At 65.7% G+C, this 17293-nt stretch carries 17 protein-coding genes and 1 tRNA gene; 8 read left to right on the top strand and 10 right to left on the bottom strand.

Annotation, left to right across the window (positions count from 1 at the left end; all coding sequences use genetic code 11):
* Nucleotides 1–9 precede the first annotated feature (9 nt).
* From tkt to GPL20_RS14115, 3 genes are read right to left on the bottom strand one after another with little or no spacing between them, the layout of a single operon-like run.
* Nucleotides 10–2028 (bottom strand): transketolase, encoded by a 2019-nt coding sequence (tkt, locus tag GPL20_RS14125; RefSeq protein ID WP_157330077.1) that lies wholly within the window; start codon nt 2026–2028, stop codon nt 10–12.
* A 16-nt stretch (nt 2029–2044) separates the two neighbouring features.
* Complete coding sequence (locus GPL20_RS14120) at nt 2045–2920, bottom strand: phosphoribulokinase (protein WP_157330076.1); 876 nt, start codon at nt 2918–2920, stop codon at nt 2045–2047.
* 11 nt (nt 2921–2931) lie between these two features.
* Nucleotides 2932–3969, bottom strand: a complete 1038-nt coding sequence (locus tag GPL20_RS14115) for a class 1 fructose-bisphosphatase (protein WP_157330075.1) — start codon at nt 3967–3969, stop codon at nt 2932–2934.
* 119 nt (nt 3970–4088) lie between these two features.
* Between GPL20_RS14115 and GPL20_RS14110 the strand changes: the two genes are divergently transcribed.
* Nucleotides 4089–5066: a LysR family transcriptional regulator gene (locus GPL20_RS14110; protein ID WP_157330074.1), complete on the top strand. Its 978-nt coding sequence runs from the start codon at nt 4089–4091 to the stop codon at nt 5064–5066.
* A gap of 230 nt (nt 5067–5296) precedes the next feature.
* On the opposite strand, the gene GPL20_RS14105 is transcribed toward GPL20_RS14110, so the two are convergent.
* The 5 genes from GPL20_RS14105 to GPL20_RS14085 form a co-directional block, all read right to left on the bottom strand.
* Nucleotides 5297–5494 (bottom strand): hypothetical protein, encoded by a 198-nt coding sequence (locus GPL20_RS14105; protein WP_157330073.1) that lies wholly within the window; start codon nt 5492–5494, stop codon nt 5297–5299.
* Nucleotides 5495–5632: 138 nt separating this feature from the next.
* On the bottom strand, nt 5633–6052 hold the full coding sequence (locus GPL20_RS14100) for a DUF4118 domain-containing protein (protein ID WP_157330072.1): 420 nt from the start codon (nt 6050–6052) through the stop codon (nt 5633–5635).
* Between the two features lie 222 nt (nt 6053–6274).
* Nucleotides 6275–7771 (bottom strand): substrate-binding domain-containing protein, encoded by a 1497-nt coding sequence (locus GPL20_RS14095; protein ID WP_157330071.1) that lies wholly within the window; start codon nt 7769–7771, stop codon nt 6275–6277.
* 220 nt (nt 7772–7991) lie between these two features.
* A complete protein-coding gene (locus GPL20_RS14090) occupies nt 7992–9185 on the bottom strand; it encodes an MFS transporter (protein WP_157330070.1) in 1194 nt (397 codons plus the stop codon).
* Nucleotides 9186–9237: 52 nt separating this feature from the next.
* Nucleotides 9238–9858 (bottom strand): TetR/AcrR family transcriptional regulator, encoded by a 621-nt coding sequence (locus GPL20_RS14085; protein WP_157330069.1) that lies wholly within the window; start codon nt 9856–9858, stop codon nt 9238–9240.
* A gap of 1138 nt (nt 9859–10996) precedes the next feature.
* Here GPL20_RS14085 and GPL20_RS14075 point away from each other — a divergent pair.
* Nucleotides 10997–11221 carry a hypothetical protein gene (locus GPL20_RS14075; protein WP_157330068.1) on the top strand — a complete coding sequence of 75 codons (225 nt, stop codon included), beginning with the start codon at nt 10997–10999 and terminating at the stop codon, nt 11219–11221.
* Between the two features lie 130 nt (nt 11222–11351).
* Nucleotides 11352–11678, top strand: a complete 327-nt coding sequence (locus GPL20_RS14070) for a hypothetical protein (protein ID WP_157330067.1) — start codon at nt 11352–11354, stop codon at nt 11676–11678.
* 114 nt (nt 11679–11792) lie between these two features.
* Here the strand turns inward: GPL20_RS14070 and GPL20_RS14065 are convergent, their stop codons facing one another.
* Nucleotides 11793–12041 (bottom strand): hypothetical protein, encoded by a 249-nt coding sequence (locus tag GPL20_RS14065; protein ID WP_157330066.1) that lies wholly within the window; start codon nt 12039–12041, stop codon nt 11793–11795.
* 312 nt (nt 12042–12353) lie between these two features.
* Nucleotides 12354–12430: transfer RNA gene (locus GPL20_RS14060), tRNA-Pro, on the bottom strand.
* Between the two features lie 68 nt (nt 12431–12498).
* Here GPL20_RS14060 and GPL20_RS14055 point away from each other — a divergent pair.
* From GPL20_RS14055 to GPL20_RS14035, 5 genes are all read left to right on the top strand, one after another.
* The gene (locus tag GPL20_RS14055) at nt 12499–13488 is read left to right on the top strand and encodes an L-threonylcarbamoyladenylate synthase (RefSeq protein ID WP_157330065.1); all 990 of its coding nucleotides are present in this window, start codon (nt 12499–12501) and stop codon (nt 13486–13488) included.
* A gap of 39 nt (nt 13489–13527) precedes the next feature.
* Nucleotides 13528–14955: an FAD-binding oxidoreductase gene (locus GPL20_RS14050; protein ID WP_157330064.1), complete on the top strand. Its 1428-nt coding sequence runs from the start codon at nt 13528–13530 to the stop codon at nt 14953–14955.
* Nucleotides 14952–15383: a GNAT family acetyltransferase gene (locus GPL20_RS14045; protein ID WP_254126463.1), complete on the top strand. Its 432-nt coding sequence runs from the start codon at nt 14952–14954 to the stop codon at nt 15381–15383. The genes GPL20_RS14050 and GPL20_RS14045 overlap by 4 nt, the downstream gene beginning before the upstream one ends.
* Nucleotides 15380–15961: an NUDIX hydrolase gene (locus GPL20_RS14040; protein ID WP_157330063.1), complete on the top strand. Its 582-nt coding sequence runs from the start codon at nt 15380–15382 to the stop codon at nt 15959–15961. The genes GPL20_RS14045 and GPL20_RS14040 overlap by 4 nt, the downstream gene beginning before the upstream one ends.
* A 378-nt stretch (nt 15962–16339) precedes the next feature.
* Nucleotides 16340–17269 carry a glycine/sarcosine/betaine reductase selenoprotein B family protein gene (locus GPL20_RS14035; protein ID WP_157330062.1) on the top strand — a complete coding sequence of 310 codons (930 nt, stop codon included), beginning with the start codon at nt 16340–16342 and terminating at the stop codon, nt 17267–17269.
* Nucleotides 17270–17293 lie beyond the last annotated feature (24 nt).

Genomic DNA, 17293 nt, shown 5'->3' with positions numbered 1-17293 from the left:
AAGTCCTCCTTACTGTCTCTTGCGGGCGATCGCGCGCCGGGCAGCTTCTGTGATGCTTTGCGGTGTGATGCCGAATTCGCGGTAGAGCACGGGTGCCGGCGCCGAGGCGCCGAAGCCGCGCATGCCGACGAACTCGCCGTCGGCACCGATCCAGCGCGCCCAGTCGCCCGCTACGGCCGCCTCGATCCCGACGCGCGGCGCAGTGCCGAGCACGGTTGCGCGATAATCGTCCGCCTGTTCCTCGAACAGCGCGAAGCAGGGCGCGGACACCACGGCCGCGCGGATGTGCTCGGTCGCGAGCAGGCGGGCAGCTTCCAGCGCAATCGACACTTCCGAGCCGGTTGCGATCAACGTCACGTCGCGGCCGCCGTCCGGGGAGACGACGAGATAGGCGCCACGTGCGACGCGGTTTCTGCCGCGGGCATCGCTGCGGAAGGTCGGCAGGGCCTGACGCGACAGGCACAGCACGGACGGACGGTCCTCGGAATCGAGGGCGCAGTCCCAGGCCTCCAGCGTCTCCACCGCGTCGGCGGGGCGGAACACCAGGAGGTTCGGAATGACGCGCAGCGCCGCGAGGTGCTCGACCGGCTGGTGCGTCGGTCCGTCCTCGCCGAGCCCGATGGAGTCGTGGGTCATCACATGGATGACACGCAGCCGCATCAGGGCCGCAAGACGGATCGCCGGCCGGCTGTAGTCGGAGAATGCCAGGAAGGTGCCGCCATAGGGAATGAAGCCGCCATGCAGCGCAAGGCCGTTCATCGCAGCCGCCATGCCGTGCTCGCGAATGCCGTAGTGGATGTAGTCGCCGGCGAACGCTCCGCTCTTGACCGGGCTCTGCGCCTTGGCATGCGTCAGGTTCGAATGTGTCAGGTCCGCAGAGCCGCCGACCAGGCCGGGAATCGTCCCCGCGATGCCGTCGAGCACCTGTTGCGAGGCCTGCCGCGTCGCGAGCTTTGGACGCTCGGTCGCAAAGCGCTCGCGCAATTTCGCCGTCGCCTGGGCATAGGCATCCGGCAGGGCAACGGCCTTGCCCTCGACAAACAATTCGCGCTGCGCGGGCGTCGCGCATTCATAGCGGTCGAGCCAGGCGAGGCGTGCGACCTGGCCGCGCTGCCCGATCATCCGCCACGCCTTCAGGACCGGGAGCGGCACCACGAAAGGCTGATAGTCCCAGCCAAGCGTCCGCCGCGCCGCTGCGGTCTGCTCGGCGCCGAGCGGTGCGCCATGCGCCTTCTCGGTGCCCTGGCGGTCCGGCGCGCCATAGCCGATGATGGTACGGCAGGCGATCAGCGACGGCTTTGCGCTCTCGCGCTCTTCCGCGATTGCCTGCGCGATGGCCTCGGGATCGTGCCCGTCGACGCGGCGGACCGACCAGCCCGACGCCGCAAAGCGCGCGAGCTGGTCGTCGGAGGTCGCGAGCGACGTCGGCCCGTCGATCGAGATGCCGTTGTCGTCGAACAGGACGATCAGGCGCGAGAGCTTGAGATGCCCCGCAAGCGAGATCGCCTCCTGGCTGATGCCTTCCATCAGGCAGCCATCGCCGGCGATCGCATAGGTGAAGTGGTCGACCAGCCCGTCGCCATGCCGCGCATTGGCCATGCGTTCGGCGAGCGCCATGCCGACGGCGGTGGCGATGCCCTGCCCCAGCGGCCCCGTCGTGGTCTCGACGCCCGGCGTGTGTCCATATTCCGGATGACCCGGCGTCTTCGAGCCCCACTGCCGGAACGCCTTGATGTCGTCGACGCTGATATCACCGCCGGTGAGATGCAGCAGCGCATAGAGCAGCATCGAACCATGGCCCGCCGACAGCACGAAGCGGTCGCGGTCCGGCCAGTTCGGGTGCGCGGGGTCGAATTTGAGGAAGCGCGAGAACAGCACGGTCGCGACGTCGGCCATGCCCATGGGCAGGCCCGGATGTCCGGACTGCGAGGTCTCGATGGCGTCGACCGCGAGGAAACGGACGGCGTTGGCGAGATCGTTGTGCGTCACCGATGCGAGGTCGGCTTCGGCGTGGACGGAGATGTTCATCGGAGTCTCTCCTTGTTCACTTCAGGCTGCGCTTGCGCTCGATCAGCTGCATGATCAGCGGCGTCAGGATGAGCTGCATCGCGAGATCGAGCTTGGCGCCGGGGCACACGATCGAATTCGCCCGCGACATCCAGCTGTGAGGCAGCATCGACAGCAGATATGGGAAGTCGATGCCGCGCGGGTTCTTGAAGCGGATCACGACCATCGATTCGTCGGGCGTCGGGATCCAGCGCGCGATGAAGGGATTGGAGGTGTCCACCGTCGGCACGCGCTGGAAGTTGATGTCGGTCTCGGTGAACTGTGGGCAGATGTAGTGAATGTAATCGGGCATCCGCCGCAGAATGGTGTCGGTAACGGCCTCGGTCGAATAGCCGCGCGCACTGCGGTCGCGATGCAGCTTCTGGATCCATTCGAGATTGATGACGGGCACGACGCCGATCTTGAGGTCGGCATAGCGCGCGACATTCACCTTGTCCGTAACCACGGCGCCATGCAGGCCTTCGTAGAACAACAAGTCCGAATTCTCCGGCAGCCGCTCCCATTCGGTGAAGGTGCCGGGAGGCGCGCCGTGCAACGCGGACTCTTCTGCATCGTGCACGTAGTGCCGCGTCGTCGCGGTGCCGGTCTCGCCATAGTCGCGGAAGGCGCGCTCCAGCTCCTCGAACAGATTGGTCTCGGGGCTGAAATGGCTGAAATGCCTGTTGCCGCGTTCGGCCTCCTTCGCCATCTGCGCGCGCATCTCGGCGCGGTCGTAGCGATGGAACGCATCGCCCTCGATGTAGACGGCATTGACCTTCTCGCGGAAGAATATCTGCTCAAAGGTCTTCTTGACCGATGTGGTGCCGGCGCCGGAGGAGCCGGTGATGGAGATGATCGGATGCTTCCTGGACATGGCCGTCCCTCTCAGAGCCGGAAGAAACCGCGGCGCGCGAACAGCGGTGCGGCGACGCTGGCGACCAGCAGCGGATCGCAGTGTAGTTCCTCGACGCGCCGCACCTCGTTGCTCGAACCCATGATCAGCGGCACGCGCTGGTGCAGGCTTTGCGCCGACAGGTCGAGGATGCGCTCGCGTCCGGTCGTGGCGGAGCCGCCGGCCTGCTCGATGATGTAAGCCATCGGATGCGCTTCGTAGGTCAGGCGCAGACGGCCGTCGCCATAGCCGGGCCGCGCGTCCGAGGGATAGAGGAACACGCCGCCGCGGGTGAGGATGCGATAGGCCTCCGCGACCAGCGAGCCGATCCAGCGCATATTGAAATCGTGATTGGCGGGGCCTTCGACACCGGCGAGGCATTCGTCGATGAAGGCGCGCACCGGCGAATCCCAATGCCGCCGATTGGAGGCATTGATCGCGAACTCCTCGCAGGCCTCGGAGATCTGCACGCCGCTGCGCGCGAGGCGGAAGCAGCCAGCCTTCCGGTCAAGCGTGAAGATGTCGACGCCATCGCCGAGCGTCAGCACCAGCGAAGTCTGCGGGCCATAAGTGATGAAGCCGGCCGCGAGTTGCGCCGAGCCGCGCTGATGGAAGGCGAGCGCGAGGTCGTCAGGCGCGGGCAGGATCGAGAAGATCGTGCCGACCGTCATGTTGATGTCGATGTTGGAGGAGCCGTCGAGCGGGTCGATCGCGACGCAGATCCTGGCCGCACGGTCGACGATCTGGGCCTCGCGCATCTCCTCCGACGCCAGTGCCGCGATCGGCAGCCGGCCGAGGCAGCGGCGCAGGATCGCATCCGCCTGGACGTCGAGATCGCGCTGGACGTCGCCGTCGCTGTTGCGGCCGGTGGTCAGGCCCGACGCGTCGGCGAGATCGCCGGTGGCGATGAGGTCGGCGATCTCGATCGCGGCCGCTGCGATCGCATCGACTGCGGCCGCCACGGCCAGCGCATGCGGCGCGGTCTCGGAGTACCGTTGAAGGTGGTCTTCCAGCCTGAGTTGCCCGGTCATCGCGTCCATCCCCTTGCTGGCGCCGCATCCGGTTCCCTCCCCAGTGGAGGTCCGGTGCGGTCGGTCCCAGCACGATGAGATTGACAGGGCTGGCTTAATAAGGAAAATTTCTATTCATAATGACGGCTAAAGAATTTTCTTATAATGGCCCTAGCCACGCGGCAGCCCAGCTCCGGCATCTGACGATCCGGCAGCTTCGCTCGCTCGCGGCGCTTTCGGCCAAGGGCAGCGTGACGGCGGCATCCAGCCATCTCGGCCTGACCCAGCCGGCCGTGACCCAGCAGCTCCGGCAGCTTCAGGACCTTGCCGGCCTGCCGCTGGTGCAGCGGACCGGGGACGGCATGCTGCTGACGGAGGCAGGCAAGGAGGTGCTGGCGCTGGCCGAGCGCGTCGAGGCCGCGATCATGGATTGCCAGGGCGCGCTCGACCTGCTCGCAGGCCGGACCGGCGGCACGGTGCAACTGGGCGCGGTCTCGACCGCGAAATATTTCGTGCCGCACGCGATCGCGGCGTTCTCGAAGCGACATCCGAAGATCGAGATCAAGCTCACCATCGGCAATCGCGAGGAGATCCGCGAGGCCATGCACGGCTACGACCTCGATTTCGCGGTGATGGGTCGGCCACCGGCCGACGTCAGCGTCGACGTTCGCCAGCTCGGGCGCAATCCGCACATCATCGTCGCGCGCAAGGGGCATTGGCTGGAGAAGGATTCGGGCCTCAACCTCACCGACCTCGTGCACGAGACCTTCCTCACGCGCGAGCCCGGATCGGGCACGCGGACGCTGATGGAGGGCATGTTCCAGAAGTCCGATCTCGAGCCGATCATCGGCATGGAGATGAGCAGCAACGAGACCATCAAGCAGGCGGTGATCGCCGGGCTCGGCATCGCCTTCATCTCGGCCCACACCGTGGCGCACGAGCTTGCCGAGGGCCGGCTCGTTGTGCTCGACGTCGCAGGCCTGCCGATCGTCCGGCAGTGGTACGTGATCCGCCGCAGCGACAAGGTGCTGCTGCCGCCGGCTCAGGCGATGTTCGATTTTCTGGGGTCGGAGGGCTCGAACTATCTGCCTGACGTGCCCGAGTTCGGCGGACGATAGTCCGCTGGCTCTCAGCCCATCAGCTTCATGGCGATGGTCGCCGCCAGAATCACGATGATCTGGAGCAGACGCTCCGTCGTGAAGATGCGGTTGAAGGTGGTCATCGCTTGCCCCCGGGCCGAGGTGAAGGATCTCGATCGGGCGTTGCTAGCACATGCAGAGACCGAGATAACTCCGTAATTGCCCCGTGGTGTCCGTCCACAATCTGGCCGCTCTGATATGGCTACCGATCAAGCTGCGAGCGGCGCGGCGTAGTCCGCGCGCGCGGCGAAATAGGCTTCCAGCTCCGACAGCGCCCGCTCTTCCCAATCCTTCGCCTGCTCCAGCAGCGACCAGCTCTGGCCCGGGCGGAATGCAGCCGTCTGGCGATAGAGCGATGCGATGCCGCGATAGCGGCGCACGTTCTCCAAGATGGCGTGACCGTTCATGTGCGAAAACTCCCTCGTCATTCCCGGGGGAGAAATTGCGGCCAAACCTTTTTCGAAAAGTTAGCGGCGCGCACGAAGCTGGCGGATGGTTGCCGGACTGTTGCGTGCGCGCAACGCGCGCGGCCGCGCAATGCTGATTTATTGCGAATTCGTTGCCACGCTCTCGCCCGACGGCTTCAGCCCGCCGCGGCTGATGATAGCCATCGTCTCACGGCAGAGATCGGCGAGGCCGATCAGCAGAACGGCGAGCAGGCAGAACAGGTTGATGGAATCGGCATTGGCGCTGGTCAGGGAATTGAATTCGAAGAAGGGCGGCATGAACGCCCACCACACCAGCGGAATGGTGAGCAGCGCGGCGAACGCCGCCGCCGGTGCGCCCGCAACAAGTCCGAGCACGAAAAGGCCGGGCAGGAACGCCGCGAAATAGAATTTTGCGCCGAACGCGACGCAGATGCCTTGAAGCGCAGCCGATACTGCGACGACGACAAATCCCAGCAGAAACGCCTGCCACGACCATGGCCGTACCCGTGGTACGCCAATCAGTCCCGCCTGCCTCATGAAGCCTCCCCCTGCCGCCTGTTAACCAGGCCCGTTTGCGACCAAAGTACTACAACCGCTGGGAAACCGCGAGGCGGAAATGGCACCTGTCAGGGCCTGCTATCCACGGCTGGTAAACGGCCGCGGCGCGCAACCGACGCGCACCGACGGTCGCCTGCACCCGGCCCGGAGCCGGATGCATGATGTCGCTGCAAGCTCGCCGGGCCGGAGCCCGCACAGAACTCAGTACGCGCCGACCTTCCCGGCGCAAGCGGAGCCGTTGGGGCCATAGACGGAATCGTTCAGCAGCAGTGAGACCTCGTTCTGCCAGACGGGGGGCACTTCGGCGACATAATCGTCCAGACGCATGATCGGTATCGCGTCACTGCCGTAGAGGTAGTTCAGCCAGAACCTGAACCAGAGGAAGGCGTTATTCCCGTTCGAGTGGATCTGGTAGCACTGATACATTTCGACCCAACTAAATCCGGCGATCGGATAAGCACCCTGCGTGATCGGATTCGGAACGAGACCCTGGATGCTCCATTGCAGCGGATTGGCGCGCTCCGCCGCGCTGAAGTGCGGGATCGCCGTGGCCATCGTGACGTAACCGCCCTGGATGGTCGGAGGCTGGAATAGCCCGGTCGCCGCGGTGATGTCCCATTGCGACTGCAAGTTCGCCGTTCTGGGCCCGGTCAGGCCGATAGGCGCCAGGAACTCCAGATTGGCATAGCCGATCGCGCCATTGATGGAGTTCACCATGGCGGCGACGCCGCCATTGCCCGCTGCATTGGCGAAGCTGCTGCCGGCCGGTCCCACAAGGGCTTTGCCGCACTGATCGGTCGGAAATTGATCCGGCCAGTTCGACAGGCTGGCACCGGTCGGCAAGGGCAGGCTCGTGCACGCAGTCGAATGGTCGGTCCACGGATAGGCGTAGGACACGAGGGTCGGGTCGGCTTCGCTCGCGGGGCCGAACTCGTAGCGACATTGCTCCGTCATCGCGTTGGAGAACAGGAAGGAGGCCTGCGAGGCGTCGGAGCGATGGACGAAGGTGATTTGGCCGTTGCCGAGAACGGCACCGTTGGTCACAGTCAGCAGCGGATTATTCCACTTGGTGACATGTCCGGACACGATACCGCACAACGCCTTGCGCGAGAGATTGAGGCCGCTCGTCCCCTCCGACGGCACCGCGGGCAGGATGTTCAGAACAGCACCGGTACCATCCTTGCCGTTGAACCCGATCCCGACTGAACGAACCAGCGTCGGAATCTGGATGACGTTGCCGAAGCGGGCGGGATTGCCAGCCGCATTCCACGCCGCGATGTCGGCGGGCGTGAGCACGTCGTCGCTGAAGGCGAACTGGACGCCGTCGTAATCGGCGATGTTGTTCACACCAATGGTGGAATCGGCATAGGTGACCGCGCCCGAACCCGGCACGCCGATATCGGCGACACGGTTGGTGCGCAGAGCCAGCTTGCCGTTACCCGACCCCGTCGGTGCGAACAGCACCAGGCCGCCGTAACCGCTACTGTTGAATGCGGGACAATGCTCAGCTTTTGGCGTTTTGGGAGGCGTCCCGGGGCTGCCTTGCGCCTGATTGTACATGCAGTCCATCAAGTGGCGATACAAAAGCTGAGAGAGCGATGCGCCGGTGCCGAACGCGTAGGACTGCGCCTGCGCTGCGTTCGTAGTGAGGCCCGTGCAGATCAATGCCGCAGAGGCGCACAAGATCGATTTCCTCATCCCTGTTCTCCGTTGTCGTTGATTTCGCCTCCGGCATGAACGCTGGAGACACGCGCCATTCGGGCGCCGACAACAACCTAAGGATGCCGCGTGAAGGATATGATCCTATATCATAACACATATCATAACTAAGTTGTGAGCCTGCGTTCGCGCCGTAATTGGCGCGTGTTTTCCGAACGATCGGGATGCTGTGCCACTCTGCCGCAGCAAATCACGGCAACTACTCCGTGGCCGCATAGAGCAGGCCAACAACAGGCAGAGCGAGCCCGATCGCCGATGCCCGCGTCCAGCCGCCCTGTGCGAAGGCGAAGGCGCCGACCGCGGAGCCGGCAGCGCCGGCCGCGAAGAACGTCGCCATGTAGAGACCGTTGAGGCGACTGCGGTGCTCGTGCCCGAGCAGGAAGATGGCCCGGAAGCCCAGCACGACATTGCCCTGCACGCCGAAATCGAGCGCGATCGCGGCCACGACCAGGCAAGCGAGGTTGAGCACCGATCCGGGCGCGCCGACATGCGTGATCAGGAACGATGCGGCCGCAAGCAGCATTGCGACCAGGGTCGCGACACGGCTATGGCCACGATCGGCAAGCCGTCCCGCGATCGGGGCCGCGAACACGCCGGCGACGCCGGCGAGCGCGAACAGCGCGATGCCACGCTGGGTGAAGCCGAATTCGCTCGCGAGCAGCAGCGGCGTCACCGTCCAGAACAGGCTGAAGGCGCCGAACAGGCAGGCCTGGTAGAGCGCGCGGCGACGCAGCAGCGGCGTCGTGCGCACCAGATGCGGCATCGACAGCAGCAACGCGCCGTAATGCATGCGCGCGACCGGCTTGCGCTTCGGCAGCGTCATCCACAGCACGGCTGCGAGCAGGATCATCAGCGCGGCCGAGCAGAAGAACACCGCGTGCCACGACAGCGCCGCCGTGACGAAGCTCGACACCGGGCGCGCCAGCATGATGCCGAGCATCAATCCGGTCGAGACGTTGCCGACGACGCGGCCGCGAATGGCTTCCGGCGCCAGATGCGCCGCATAGGGAATGATGATCTGCACCGCGACCGAGCCGAGCCCGATGAACAGCGCGGCGATCAGGAACGGCAGCGCGTGCGTGGCGAAGGCGGCGGCGAGCAGCGCGGCGGCGCCGAGCATGATGACCGAGCAGATCAGCGTGCGGTTCTCGACGAGGTCGCCGAGCGGCACGATCAGCAGCAGCCCGGTGCCGTAGCCGATCTGCGTCATGGTGACGATCAGCCCCGCTGCGGCATGCGACAGCCCAAGCGCGGCGCTGATCGGGGCGATCAGCGGCTGGGCATAGTAGATGTTGGCGGCGACCATGCCACAGGCCGCGGCAAGCACGAAGGTCAGTCGCTGCGACACCGCATCCGGCCCGGGCGCGGCCTCGATCGTGGCATTCATCGTCATTCACGTGGACTCCAGATATAGGGAACGACTATTCCCTATTATGACAAAAAATTCAGGCGAGCAGTTTCATCGCGACGTCGACCAGGCGCTCGCCGTCGAGCGGCAGGCGCGCCTTGCCGACGACGCGCAGGCCCTGCGTGATGCAGATCATCAGCCGCGCGGTGTCTTCGACGTCGACATGGCGGGGGATCGAGCCGTCGGCCAGTCCCTCGCGAATGAGGCCGGCGATGAAATTTTCGTTAGTCTTGAGCTGCGCGTTGACGCGCGCGCCGACCACCGGGTCGACCGCGGAGAGCTCGACCGCGCTGCCGACCACGAGACAGCCGCGCCGCCCTTCGCTGCCCCGGGAGTGCTCGACATAGGACAGCAGCACGTTGCGCAGCCGCTCGCGCCCATTGGCGCCGCGCGCCGCGGCGTTGCTTGTCTGCTGCTGGCGCAGCGTGGTGTAGCGTTCGAAGGCGGCGAGGAACACCGCGTGCTTGTCGCGAAACGCCTTGTAGACGCTGCCGGTGGCCAGCCGCATCGCCGCGGTCAGGTCACCGATCGAGGTGGCATGATAGCCGCGCTCGCGAAACACCCGCACGGCCCGGTCGAGCGCGGTGTCCATGTCGAACTCCCGGGGACGGCCGGGGGGACGAGCGGTGGACCGGGGTCTGCGGGCAGCTTTTTGCATTGCGAGATAATAGGGAATGATTGTTCCCGAATAAAGACACGTGGTCGTGATTGGGTGGATGGAGGCGTCAATGAGTGCGCGGGGTGCGGTCCGCGCTCTCTCCAGCGTCATTGCGAGCCAACGGGTCCGCGCGGAGCGCGGCCCCGTTGGCTCGCAATGACGGAGGATGGGGCATCGGCTCGGTTCTCCAATCGAAAATGTCATTCCCCGCGAAGGCGGGAATCCAGTACGCCGCGGCCTCTCGATTCAATCACAACCGCCTCTGGATACTGGATCGCCCGGTCAAGCCGGGCGATGACAGCGAGTGGGCGGCTGCAGACACGCCTTCGCGTCCTCGCGGCGCGTTTCGCCCGAGCTTTGCTTCGTCGCTCCACCCTCTCAAAGCCGAGAGGGCGCAGGGAAGGCCGGGTGCCGGCTAGCACCCGCGGTCCGCTGCGCGAGATGTAGCGCAGAGAAACCGCACAGCAGCATACAGGTGAAGCCCAACACACGGCCTTCCCTGCGCGATGGTTGGACGGCTTATGCCATGCTCTCCCGGGAGCCGAGTTCCTTCTGGCCTCCCTCACCCCGGCGAAAGTCGCCGGCACCGCGCCGGTTGACGCGACTGCCGCATCCGCCAGGGCTTGACCGTAGCAACGACGGCCAGGACCACACGGTTTTGCCGTACGCACGGCGCGCTGTTCGCCGCAGTTTTCCCAGCCCTGTCGACAAAGCTGGAAACTTACAGGCGAGACGAACCTGACAGCGCCGTTCGTCCGCGCGCGGCCCCGGGCTCACGGAGAGCAATCCGCCCTGCCCTCGACCTCTCGCGCCCGACGCTGCCGCGTCCACCGCAAGCCCGGCCCTGCGACCATCACGACAAAGATCGCCCCTCAAGGGTGAGCCGGGATGGGCGACACATACGATATTTCCGAAATTCGGTAAAGCGGAATGTTTTTGCGTGCTGGGATTGACAGGGCGGCGACACAGGAGCCGGGTTCGAGAAGCCAACGGGACGATGCCCAAAACCGCCCAGCGAGCCCGGAAATATCGTTGCCGATCTGCAACGGTTCCCCACGATCAAACGCCCGACAAAAGAAACTCCCATTCCGGCCACGAACCGCTCTCACAAGGCCGTGAGACTATCAGGGGAACGACGATGCGTGCACAACGCGTTTGGAAAGTGAATGGGGGAGCCAGCATCGGGCAGCTCCAATCCCGACTGGACGATCTGAACAAGCGTCTCGGTCAACTCGAAAACCAGCATCCCGAGAGCTGGAAGCTTGAAGAACTGAAATCCAGCGCGCTCAGCCTGTCGCGCGAAATCGACGACATTCGCTGCGCCGAAGCGACGGCAGCGTTGAGCGAGCTGCTGCGGAAGTAGCCGGCGCCTGGCGATTCGGCATCACGCGAGGAACCAAGTTCCGCCGCCGCAATTTCCATGTGAGCGTGAAGCCAGATCATGACCAGGCTGCTCACCATCGCGGGCCACTTCACGCTGTGAGGGATTTTGCATGACATCCGATCCCGAGGAGTCGGTGAGGCTGCAAGGCTTTGGCGAGATGACGTTGCGCACGGCGGTTGCGACGCTGATGGCGCTGGCGCCGCGCGAGCGATCCGATGCCGCTATCTTCCGCATCCGCGACGGCTCGCGGCTTGCCACGAGCGAGATCACCGAGCTTGCCTCGGAGTGGGGCATGACGCCGATGGTCGACGTCAGGTCACCCAAACTCGTTCCGGACCCGCACTGGACGGACATCGTTCGCGGCATGGTGCGCGAAGCGCCGCTGCCGTCGCTGATGGTGGCGTTTCTGGTCGGCGTGCTGGTGGCGCGTCGGTAATCCGATCGCTGACCCGCGACGCAGGTCGTGGCTGCGAGCGACCTGGCGCCAGGCCGCCGAAACCGGCGGCCGGCACACAAACCGTAGGCCTCACATGCGGCCAGACGACCGATCTCAGGCGGCGGCGCGGACCGATTTCGCGCGCTCCTCGAGCGCATTGATCGTCGACACGAGATTGTCGCGCCGCGTGCGAAGGGTTGCCGCGAGCAAGGGATAGGACGGGTTGTGCACGTCAAACACCCCGGCCTTGGCCTCTTCCTCGAGGATATCGGAATTCATGAGCTGCACGCGCCACCACAGATCCGCAATCAGCGCGCTGAGCTTGAGCTCTCCATTGGAGCCGAAACGGGACACATCTTTCATTGTTTGCCTCAACCTGAAACAGTCCCTCCGCTAGGGGCTGTGTTTGGTCGTTACTCAGCAAACAGAGTGCCAAGGGGTGCGGGCCTGTCGGCTGCGCCAATCCGCACGAGCTCGCGGCCTGCACGGGATCGACCGCAATTCGGCGGAGTCGGGAAGATGCCTCGGTCGGCGTGAGCCATGCCACGCGCACAGGCGCCCCCGCTCCGGCCAAATCGGCCGTGGACCCGCCCCGAAAATCGTTGCAAAAAGGCGCTCCCGAGGCGCCGGCGGCCGGTCCGCCAAGCCTCTGGAAAACGTCGACTTTTGGAAGAATGGTCGGAGTGGCAGGATTCGAACCTGCGACCCCTGCGTCCCGAACGCAGTGCTCTACCGGGCTGAGCCACACTCCGACAAGAAGGCGGCTTATAGCGTCGGGTTTGGCGCACCGCAAGCGGCCGAGTTGAGGAATTTTATCCCTGTGAAAACGGGTCTTGAAACGCTGATCTTACCGGCCGGCGAGGCCGGCGCGGAAGCTGCCGCCCGGACCCTTGCGGCCGGCGGGCTGGTCGCGTTTCCGACCGAGACGGTCTACGGGCTCGGCGCGGATGCGGCCAATGCCACCGCGATCGCCCATCTCTATGCGGCCAAGGGGCGGCCGGCCTTCAATCCGCTGATCGCCCATGTCGCCGACCTCTCGGCCGCGCGGCGGATCGGCCGATTCGACGCACGCGCCTTGCAGCTCGCGGCGGCGTTCTGGCCGGGACCGCTGACGCTGGTGCTGCCGAAGACGGAGGACTGCCCGGTGGCGGATCTCGCCACCGCCGGCCTCGACACCGTCGCGATCCGCATCCCGGCCCATCCTGTGGCGCAGGCGATCCTGCGCGCCTTTGGCGGGGCCGTGGTGGCGCCGTCCGCGAATATCTCCGGCCATGTCTCGCCGACGCTGGCTGGCCATGTCGAGAGCGATCTTTCCGGCCGCATCGACCTGATCGTCGACGGCGGGCCGGTCGAGGTCGGCGTCGAATCGACGATTCTCGGCTGTTTCGACCAGCCGATGCTGCTGCGCCCCGGCGGGCTTTCGCGCGAGCGGATCGAGGCGGTGCTCGGCTCAGCCCTGACGCGGCCGCCCATGGAGGCCGAGGGCGACGACAGCCAGCCGCTGGCGCCGGGCATGCTGGCCTCGCATTACGCGCCGCGCGCGCCCGTGCGGCTCAATGCGCGCGAGGTGGCGCCGGGCGAAGCGCTGCTGGCGTTCGGCCCCGCGCGCCTGCCCGGCCTGGACGCCGCCGCCGCTGTCATGAATTTGTCGCCCGCGGCTGATCTCGATGAAGCCGCCGCCAATCTGTTCGGTTATCTTCGCAGCCTCGATGCGCGGATGCCGCGCGCGATCGCGGTGATGGCGATTCCCGAAGACGGTTTGGGCGAAGCCATCAACGACCGGCTGCGCCGCGCGGCGGTGGCGCGATAAGAAGCTTGAGAGACAAGAAGCTTGAGAAGAGACGAGACCATGAACGTCAATCAACCAGCCACCCCGCCGCTTGCGCCCGAGCTGATCGAACAGTTTCGCAGGATCGTCGGCGACCGCCACGCGATCACGGATGCGGCCGACATCGAGGCTTACGTCACCGAGGAGCGCAATTTGTTTCACGGCCGCTCGCCGCTGGTGCTGCGCCCGGGCTCGACCGCGGAAGTCTCCGAGATCTGCAAGCTTGCCTCCGCACACAAAATCGCGCTGGTGCCGCAGGGCGGCAACACCGGCCTCGTCGGCGGGCAGACGCCGCACAATGGCGAGGTGGTGGTGTCGCTGCGCCGCCTCGACAAGATCCGCGAGGTCGACACCGCCTCCAACACCATGACCTGCGAGGCCGGCGTCGTGCTGCAAATCGCGCAGCAGAAGGCCGCCGAGGTCGACCGGCTGTTTCCGCTGTCGCTCGGCGCCGAAGGAAGCTGCACCATCGGCGGCAATCTCTCGACCAATGCCGGCGGCACGGCCGCGCTCGCCTATGGCGTCGCGCGCGAGATGGCGCTCGGGCTCGAGGTGGTGCTGGCCGATGGCCGCGTGCTCAACGTGCTGTCCAAGCTGAAGAAGGACAACACCGGCTACAATCTGCACAACCTCTTCATCGGCGCGGAAGGCACGCTCGGCATCATCACAGCGGCGACGCTGAAACTGTTTCCGAAGCCGCGGGCGATCGAGACCGCCTTCGTCGGTCTGAAGTCGCCGGACGCGGCGTTGAAGCTGCTCACGATCGCGCAAGGCGAGGCCGCCAATGCGCTGACCAGCTTCGAGCTGCTGTCGGAGATGGCGGTCGATTTCTCGATCCGCCACGGCATCGACGTGCGCGATCCGCTTGAAGCGAAGCATCCCTGGTACGTCCTGATGGAATTGTCCGCGGCCGGCGAGGATGCCCGCACGCCGCTGGAGGCGATCCTGACCCGTGCCATGGAGGAGGAGATCGTCGACGACGCCGTGATCGCGGCCAATCTCACCCAGCGCGCCGGCTTCTGGAAGCTGCGCGACGAGATGTCGGCGGCGCAGAAGCCGGAAGGCGGCTCGATCAAGCACGACATTTCCGTGCCGGTCGCCGCTGTCCCCGCCTTCATCGCGGAGGCCGACGCAGCGGTGGTAAAGCTGATCCCCGGCGCGCGGCCGGTGCCGTTCGGCCATCTCGGCGACGGCAATCTGCACTACAATGTCAGCCAGCCGGTCGGCGCCGACACCGCGGATTTTCTGGCGCAATGGCACGAGATGAACGCGGTCGTGTTCGAGATCGTGCTGCGCATGGGCGGCTCGATCTCGGCCGAGCACGGCATCGGCGTGCTCAAGCGCGACGAGCTGCCCGAGGTGAAGGACAAGACCGCGATCGAGCTGATGCGCGCCATCAAGGCGATGCTCGATCCGCATGGAATCATGAATCCGGGGAAGGTGCTGTGAATACGCTCAAGATCGACGCGATCGGGGATGCCGACGTCGAGAACGTCGTCGCGCTGTGGCAGCTCTGCGGCCTGACGCGGCCCTGGAACGATCCGCATGCCGACATCGCATTGGCGCGCCGGCGCGACAATTCCACCATCCTGATCGGCCGCGACGGCAGCGCGATCATGGCCACCGCCATGGTCGGCCATGACGGCCATCGCGGCTGGGTCTATTACGTCGCGGTCGACCCCGACAGCCGCAAGCGCGGCCATGGCCGGGTGATCATGGCGGCAGCCGAAGACTGGCTGCGGAGTGCCGGCATCACAAAGCTCCAGCTGCTCGTCCGCCGCGAGAATGCGCAGGCCAATGCGTTCTACCAGTCGCTCGGCTTCGAGGAATCCACCTCCGTGATGTTCCAGAAGTGGCTCGACGGAAGACAGCAATGACCATTTCCGACCGCGTCCGCATCAAGGACGTCCGCGTGCTCTCGGACAACTGGACGCCGTTGAAGAACACGACGTTCGAGTACCGTCGCGCCAATGGCGAATGGCAGACGCAGCACCGGGAAACCTACGAGCGCGACAACGCCGCGGCCGTACTGCCGTACAATCTCGGCCAGCGCACGGTGATCCTGGTGCGCCAGTTCCGCCTGCCGGCGTTTATCCGCGGCTACGACGATCTCCTGATCGAGGCGGCCGCCGGCGTGCTGGACGATGCCTCCCCCGAAGTGCGCATCCGCGCCGAGGCCGAGGAGGAGACCGGCTATCGCCTGCACCACGTCCACAAGGTGTTCGAGGCGTTCATGAGCCCCGGCGCGGTGACCGAGAAGCTGCACTTCTTCGTCGCCGAATACGAGCCGGACATGCGGGTGAGCGACGGCGGCGGCCTCGAACACGAGGGCGAGGACATCGAGGTGCTGGAGCTCTCGATCGACGAGGCGCTGGCCATGATCGCGGACGGCCGCATCATCGACGCCAAGGCGATCATGCTGCTGCAATACGCGGCGCTGCATGTGTTCAGATAGGTGATGCTCTTCACCCTCCCCTGGAGGGCAGCTCTATCGCATATGACGAAAAACCTAGCGAATAGCTCGCCCGCGGCCATCCTTCGAGACGCCCGCCTGCGGCGGGCCCTCAGGATGAGGTCGGTTCTTGCGGCGAAATATCAGACCCTCATGGTGAGGAGCCCGCCAAAGCGGGCGTCTCGAACCATGCAGGCCGAACTCATCCGGCAGCCTCCAACGTCACATGCGATAGCCCTGCCTGGAGGGGGTGGGTAAGTGGCACCGCCGATGCGGATCCATCCTCATCTGCAGTTCTGGCCTGCGCCGCCCCGCCCCCCGTTGAGCAACCCCAAAACTATCTCTAGTCTGTCGCCAACCAAGAACCAGGAGACGCGCCCCATGTCCGATCCGCGCGACGACGAATTCGGCTTTGCGCCCGACTACGATTCCCCCGTCCCCTACATGCAGCGCACCCGCGACTATTACGCCGCGATCGGCTACACCACGCCGTATCGCTGGGCGCACTACACCGAGGCGCCGTTCCAGGCGCTGAAGAAGCCGCTGGCACAATCACGCGTGACGATCATCACCACGGCTGCGCCGTACGATCCGGCCAAGGGCGACCAGGGGCCGGGCGCGGCGTACAATGGCAGCGCTAAATTCTACCAGGTCTATGACGGCGACACGGCGGAGCAGCACGATCTGCGCATCTCGCACATCGGCTACGACCGCAAGCACACCAGCGCGACCGACAGCGGCACCTGGTTTCCGCTGCCACAGCTCCTGAAAGCGTCCGCCGCGGGGCGCATCGGCGAGGTGGCGCCGCGCTTCTTCGGCGCGCCGACCAACCGCAGCCATCGGGTCACGCTGGAGACCGACGCGCCGGAGATTCTTTCGCGCTGCCTTGCCGACAAGGTCGACGTCGCGGTGCTGGTGCCGAACTGCCCGGTCTGCCACCAGACCACGGCGCTGGTGGCGCGGCATCTGGAGCGGAACGGCATTCCGACCGTGCTGATGGGCTGTGCCAAGGACATCGTCGAGCACGCCGCTGCGCCGCGCTTCCTGTTCTCGGACTTCCCGCTCGGCAATTCCGCCGGCAAGCCGCATGAGGTGGCTTCGCAAGCACAGACGCTCGAGCTCGCGCTGCGGCTGCTGGAGACCGCGAGCGGCCCGCAGACGACGATGCAATCGCCGCTGCGCTGGAGCGAGGACGCTTCCTGGAAGCTCGACTACAACAACGTGGCGCAGCTTTCTCCGGAAGAGCTGGCGCGCCGCCGCGCCGAATTCGACAAGCAGAAGGAGATCGCGCGCGGCAACCGCGCCGCCTGACGTCCTCCGACAACGATAATCAAA

It is taken from the genome of Bradyrhizobium cajani, assembly GCF_009759665.1.
Taxonomy (GTDB): domain Bacteria; phylum Pseudomonadota; class Alphaproteobacteria; order Rhizobiales; family Xanthobacteraceae; genus Bradyrhizobium; species Bradyrhizobium cajani.
Note: the sequence above shows the minus strand (reverse complement) of the source record. Positions and strands in the feature narration are given on the sequence as shown.

Bases quoted from the DNA above. Each gene is read 5' to 3' on its own strand.
- GPL20_RS14085 (WP_157330069.1), bottom strand. From the start codon at position 9,858: ATGCAAAAAGCTGCCCGCAGACCCCGGTCCACCGCTCGTCCCCCCGGC.
- GPL20_RS14110 (WP_157330074.1), top strand. From the start codon at position 4,089: ATGACGGCTAAAGAATTTTCTTATAATGGCCCTAGCCACGCGGCAGCC.
- GPL20_RS14035 (WP_157330062.1), top strand. From the start codon at position 16,340: ATGTCCGATCCGCGCGACGACGAATTCGGCTTTGCGCCCGACTACGAT.
- GPL20_RS14065 (WP_157330066.1), bottom strand. From the start codon at position 12,041: ATGAAAGATGTGTCCCGTTTCGGCTCCAATGGAGAGCTCAAGCTCAGC.
- GPL20_RS14090 (WP_157330070.1), bottom strand. From the start codon at position 9,185: ATGACGATGAATGCCACGATCGAGGCCGCGCCCGGGCCGGATGCGGTG.
- GPL20_RS14050 (WP_157330064.1), top strand. From the start codon at position 13,528: ATGAACGTCAATCAACCAGCCACCCCGCCGCTTGCGCCCGAGCTGATC.
- GPL20_RS14075 (WP_157330068.1), top strand. From the start codon at position 10,997: ATGCGTGCACAACGCGTTTGGAAAGTGAATGGGGGAGCCAGCATCGGG.
- GPL20_RS14095 (WP_157330071.1), bottom strand. From the start codon at position 7,771: ATGAGGAAATCGATCTTGTGCGCCTCTGCGGCATTGATCTGCACGGGC.
- GPL20_RS14040 (WP_157330063.1), top strand. From the start codon at position 15,380: ATGACCATTTCCGACCGCGTCCGCATCAAGGACGTCCGCGTGCTCTCG.
- GPL20_RS14105 (WP_157330073.1), bottom strand. From the start codon at position 5,494: ATGAACGGTCACGCCATCTTGGAGAACGTGCGCCGCTATCGCGGCATC.
- GPL20_RS14100 (WP_157330072.1), bottom strand. From the start codon at position 6,052: ATGAGGCAGGCGGGACTGATTGGCGTACCACGGGTACGGCCATGGTCG.
- tkt (WP_157330077.1), bottom strand. From the start codon at position 2,028: ATGAACATCTCCGTCCACGCCGAAGCCGACCTCGCATCGGTGACGCAC.
- GPL20_RS14115 (WP_157330075.1), bottom strand. From the start codon at position 3,969: ATGACCGGGCAACTCAGGCTGGAAGACCACCTTCAACGGTACTCCGAG.
- GPL20_RS14070 (WP_157330067.1), top strand. From the start codon at position 11,352: ATGACATCCGATCCCGAGGAGTCGGTGAGGCTGCAAGGCTTTGGCGAG.
- GPL20_RS14120 (WP_157330076.1), bottom strand. From the start codon at position 2,920: ATGTCCAGGAAGCATCCGATCATCTCCATCACCGGCTCCTCCGGCGCC.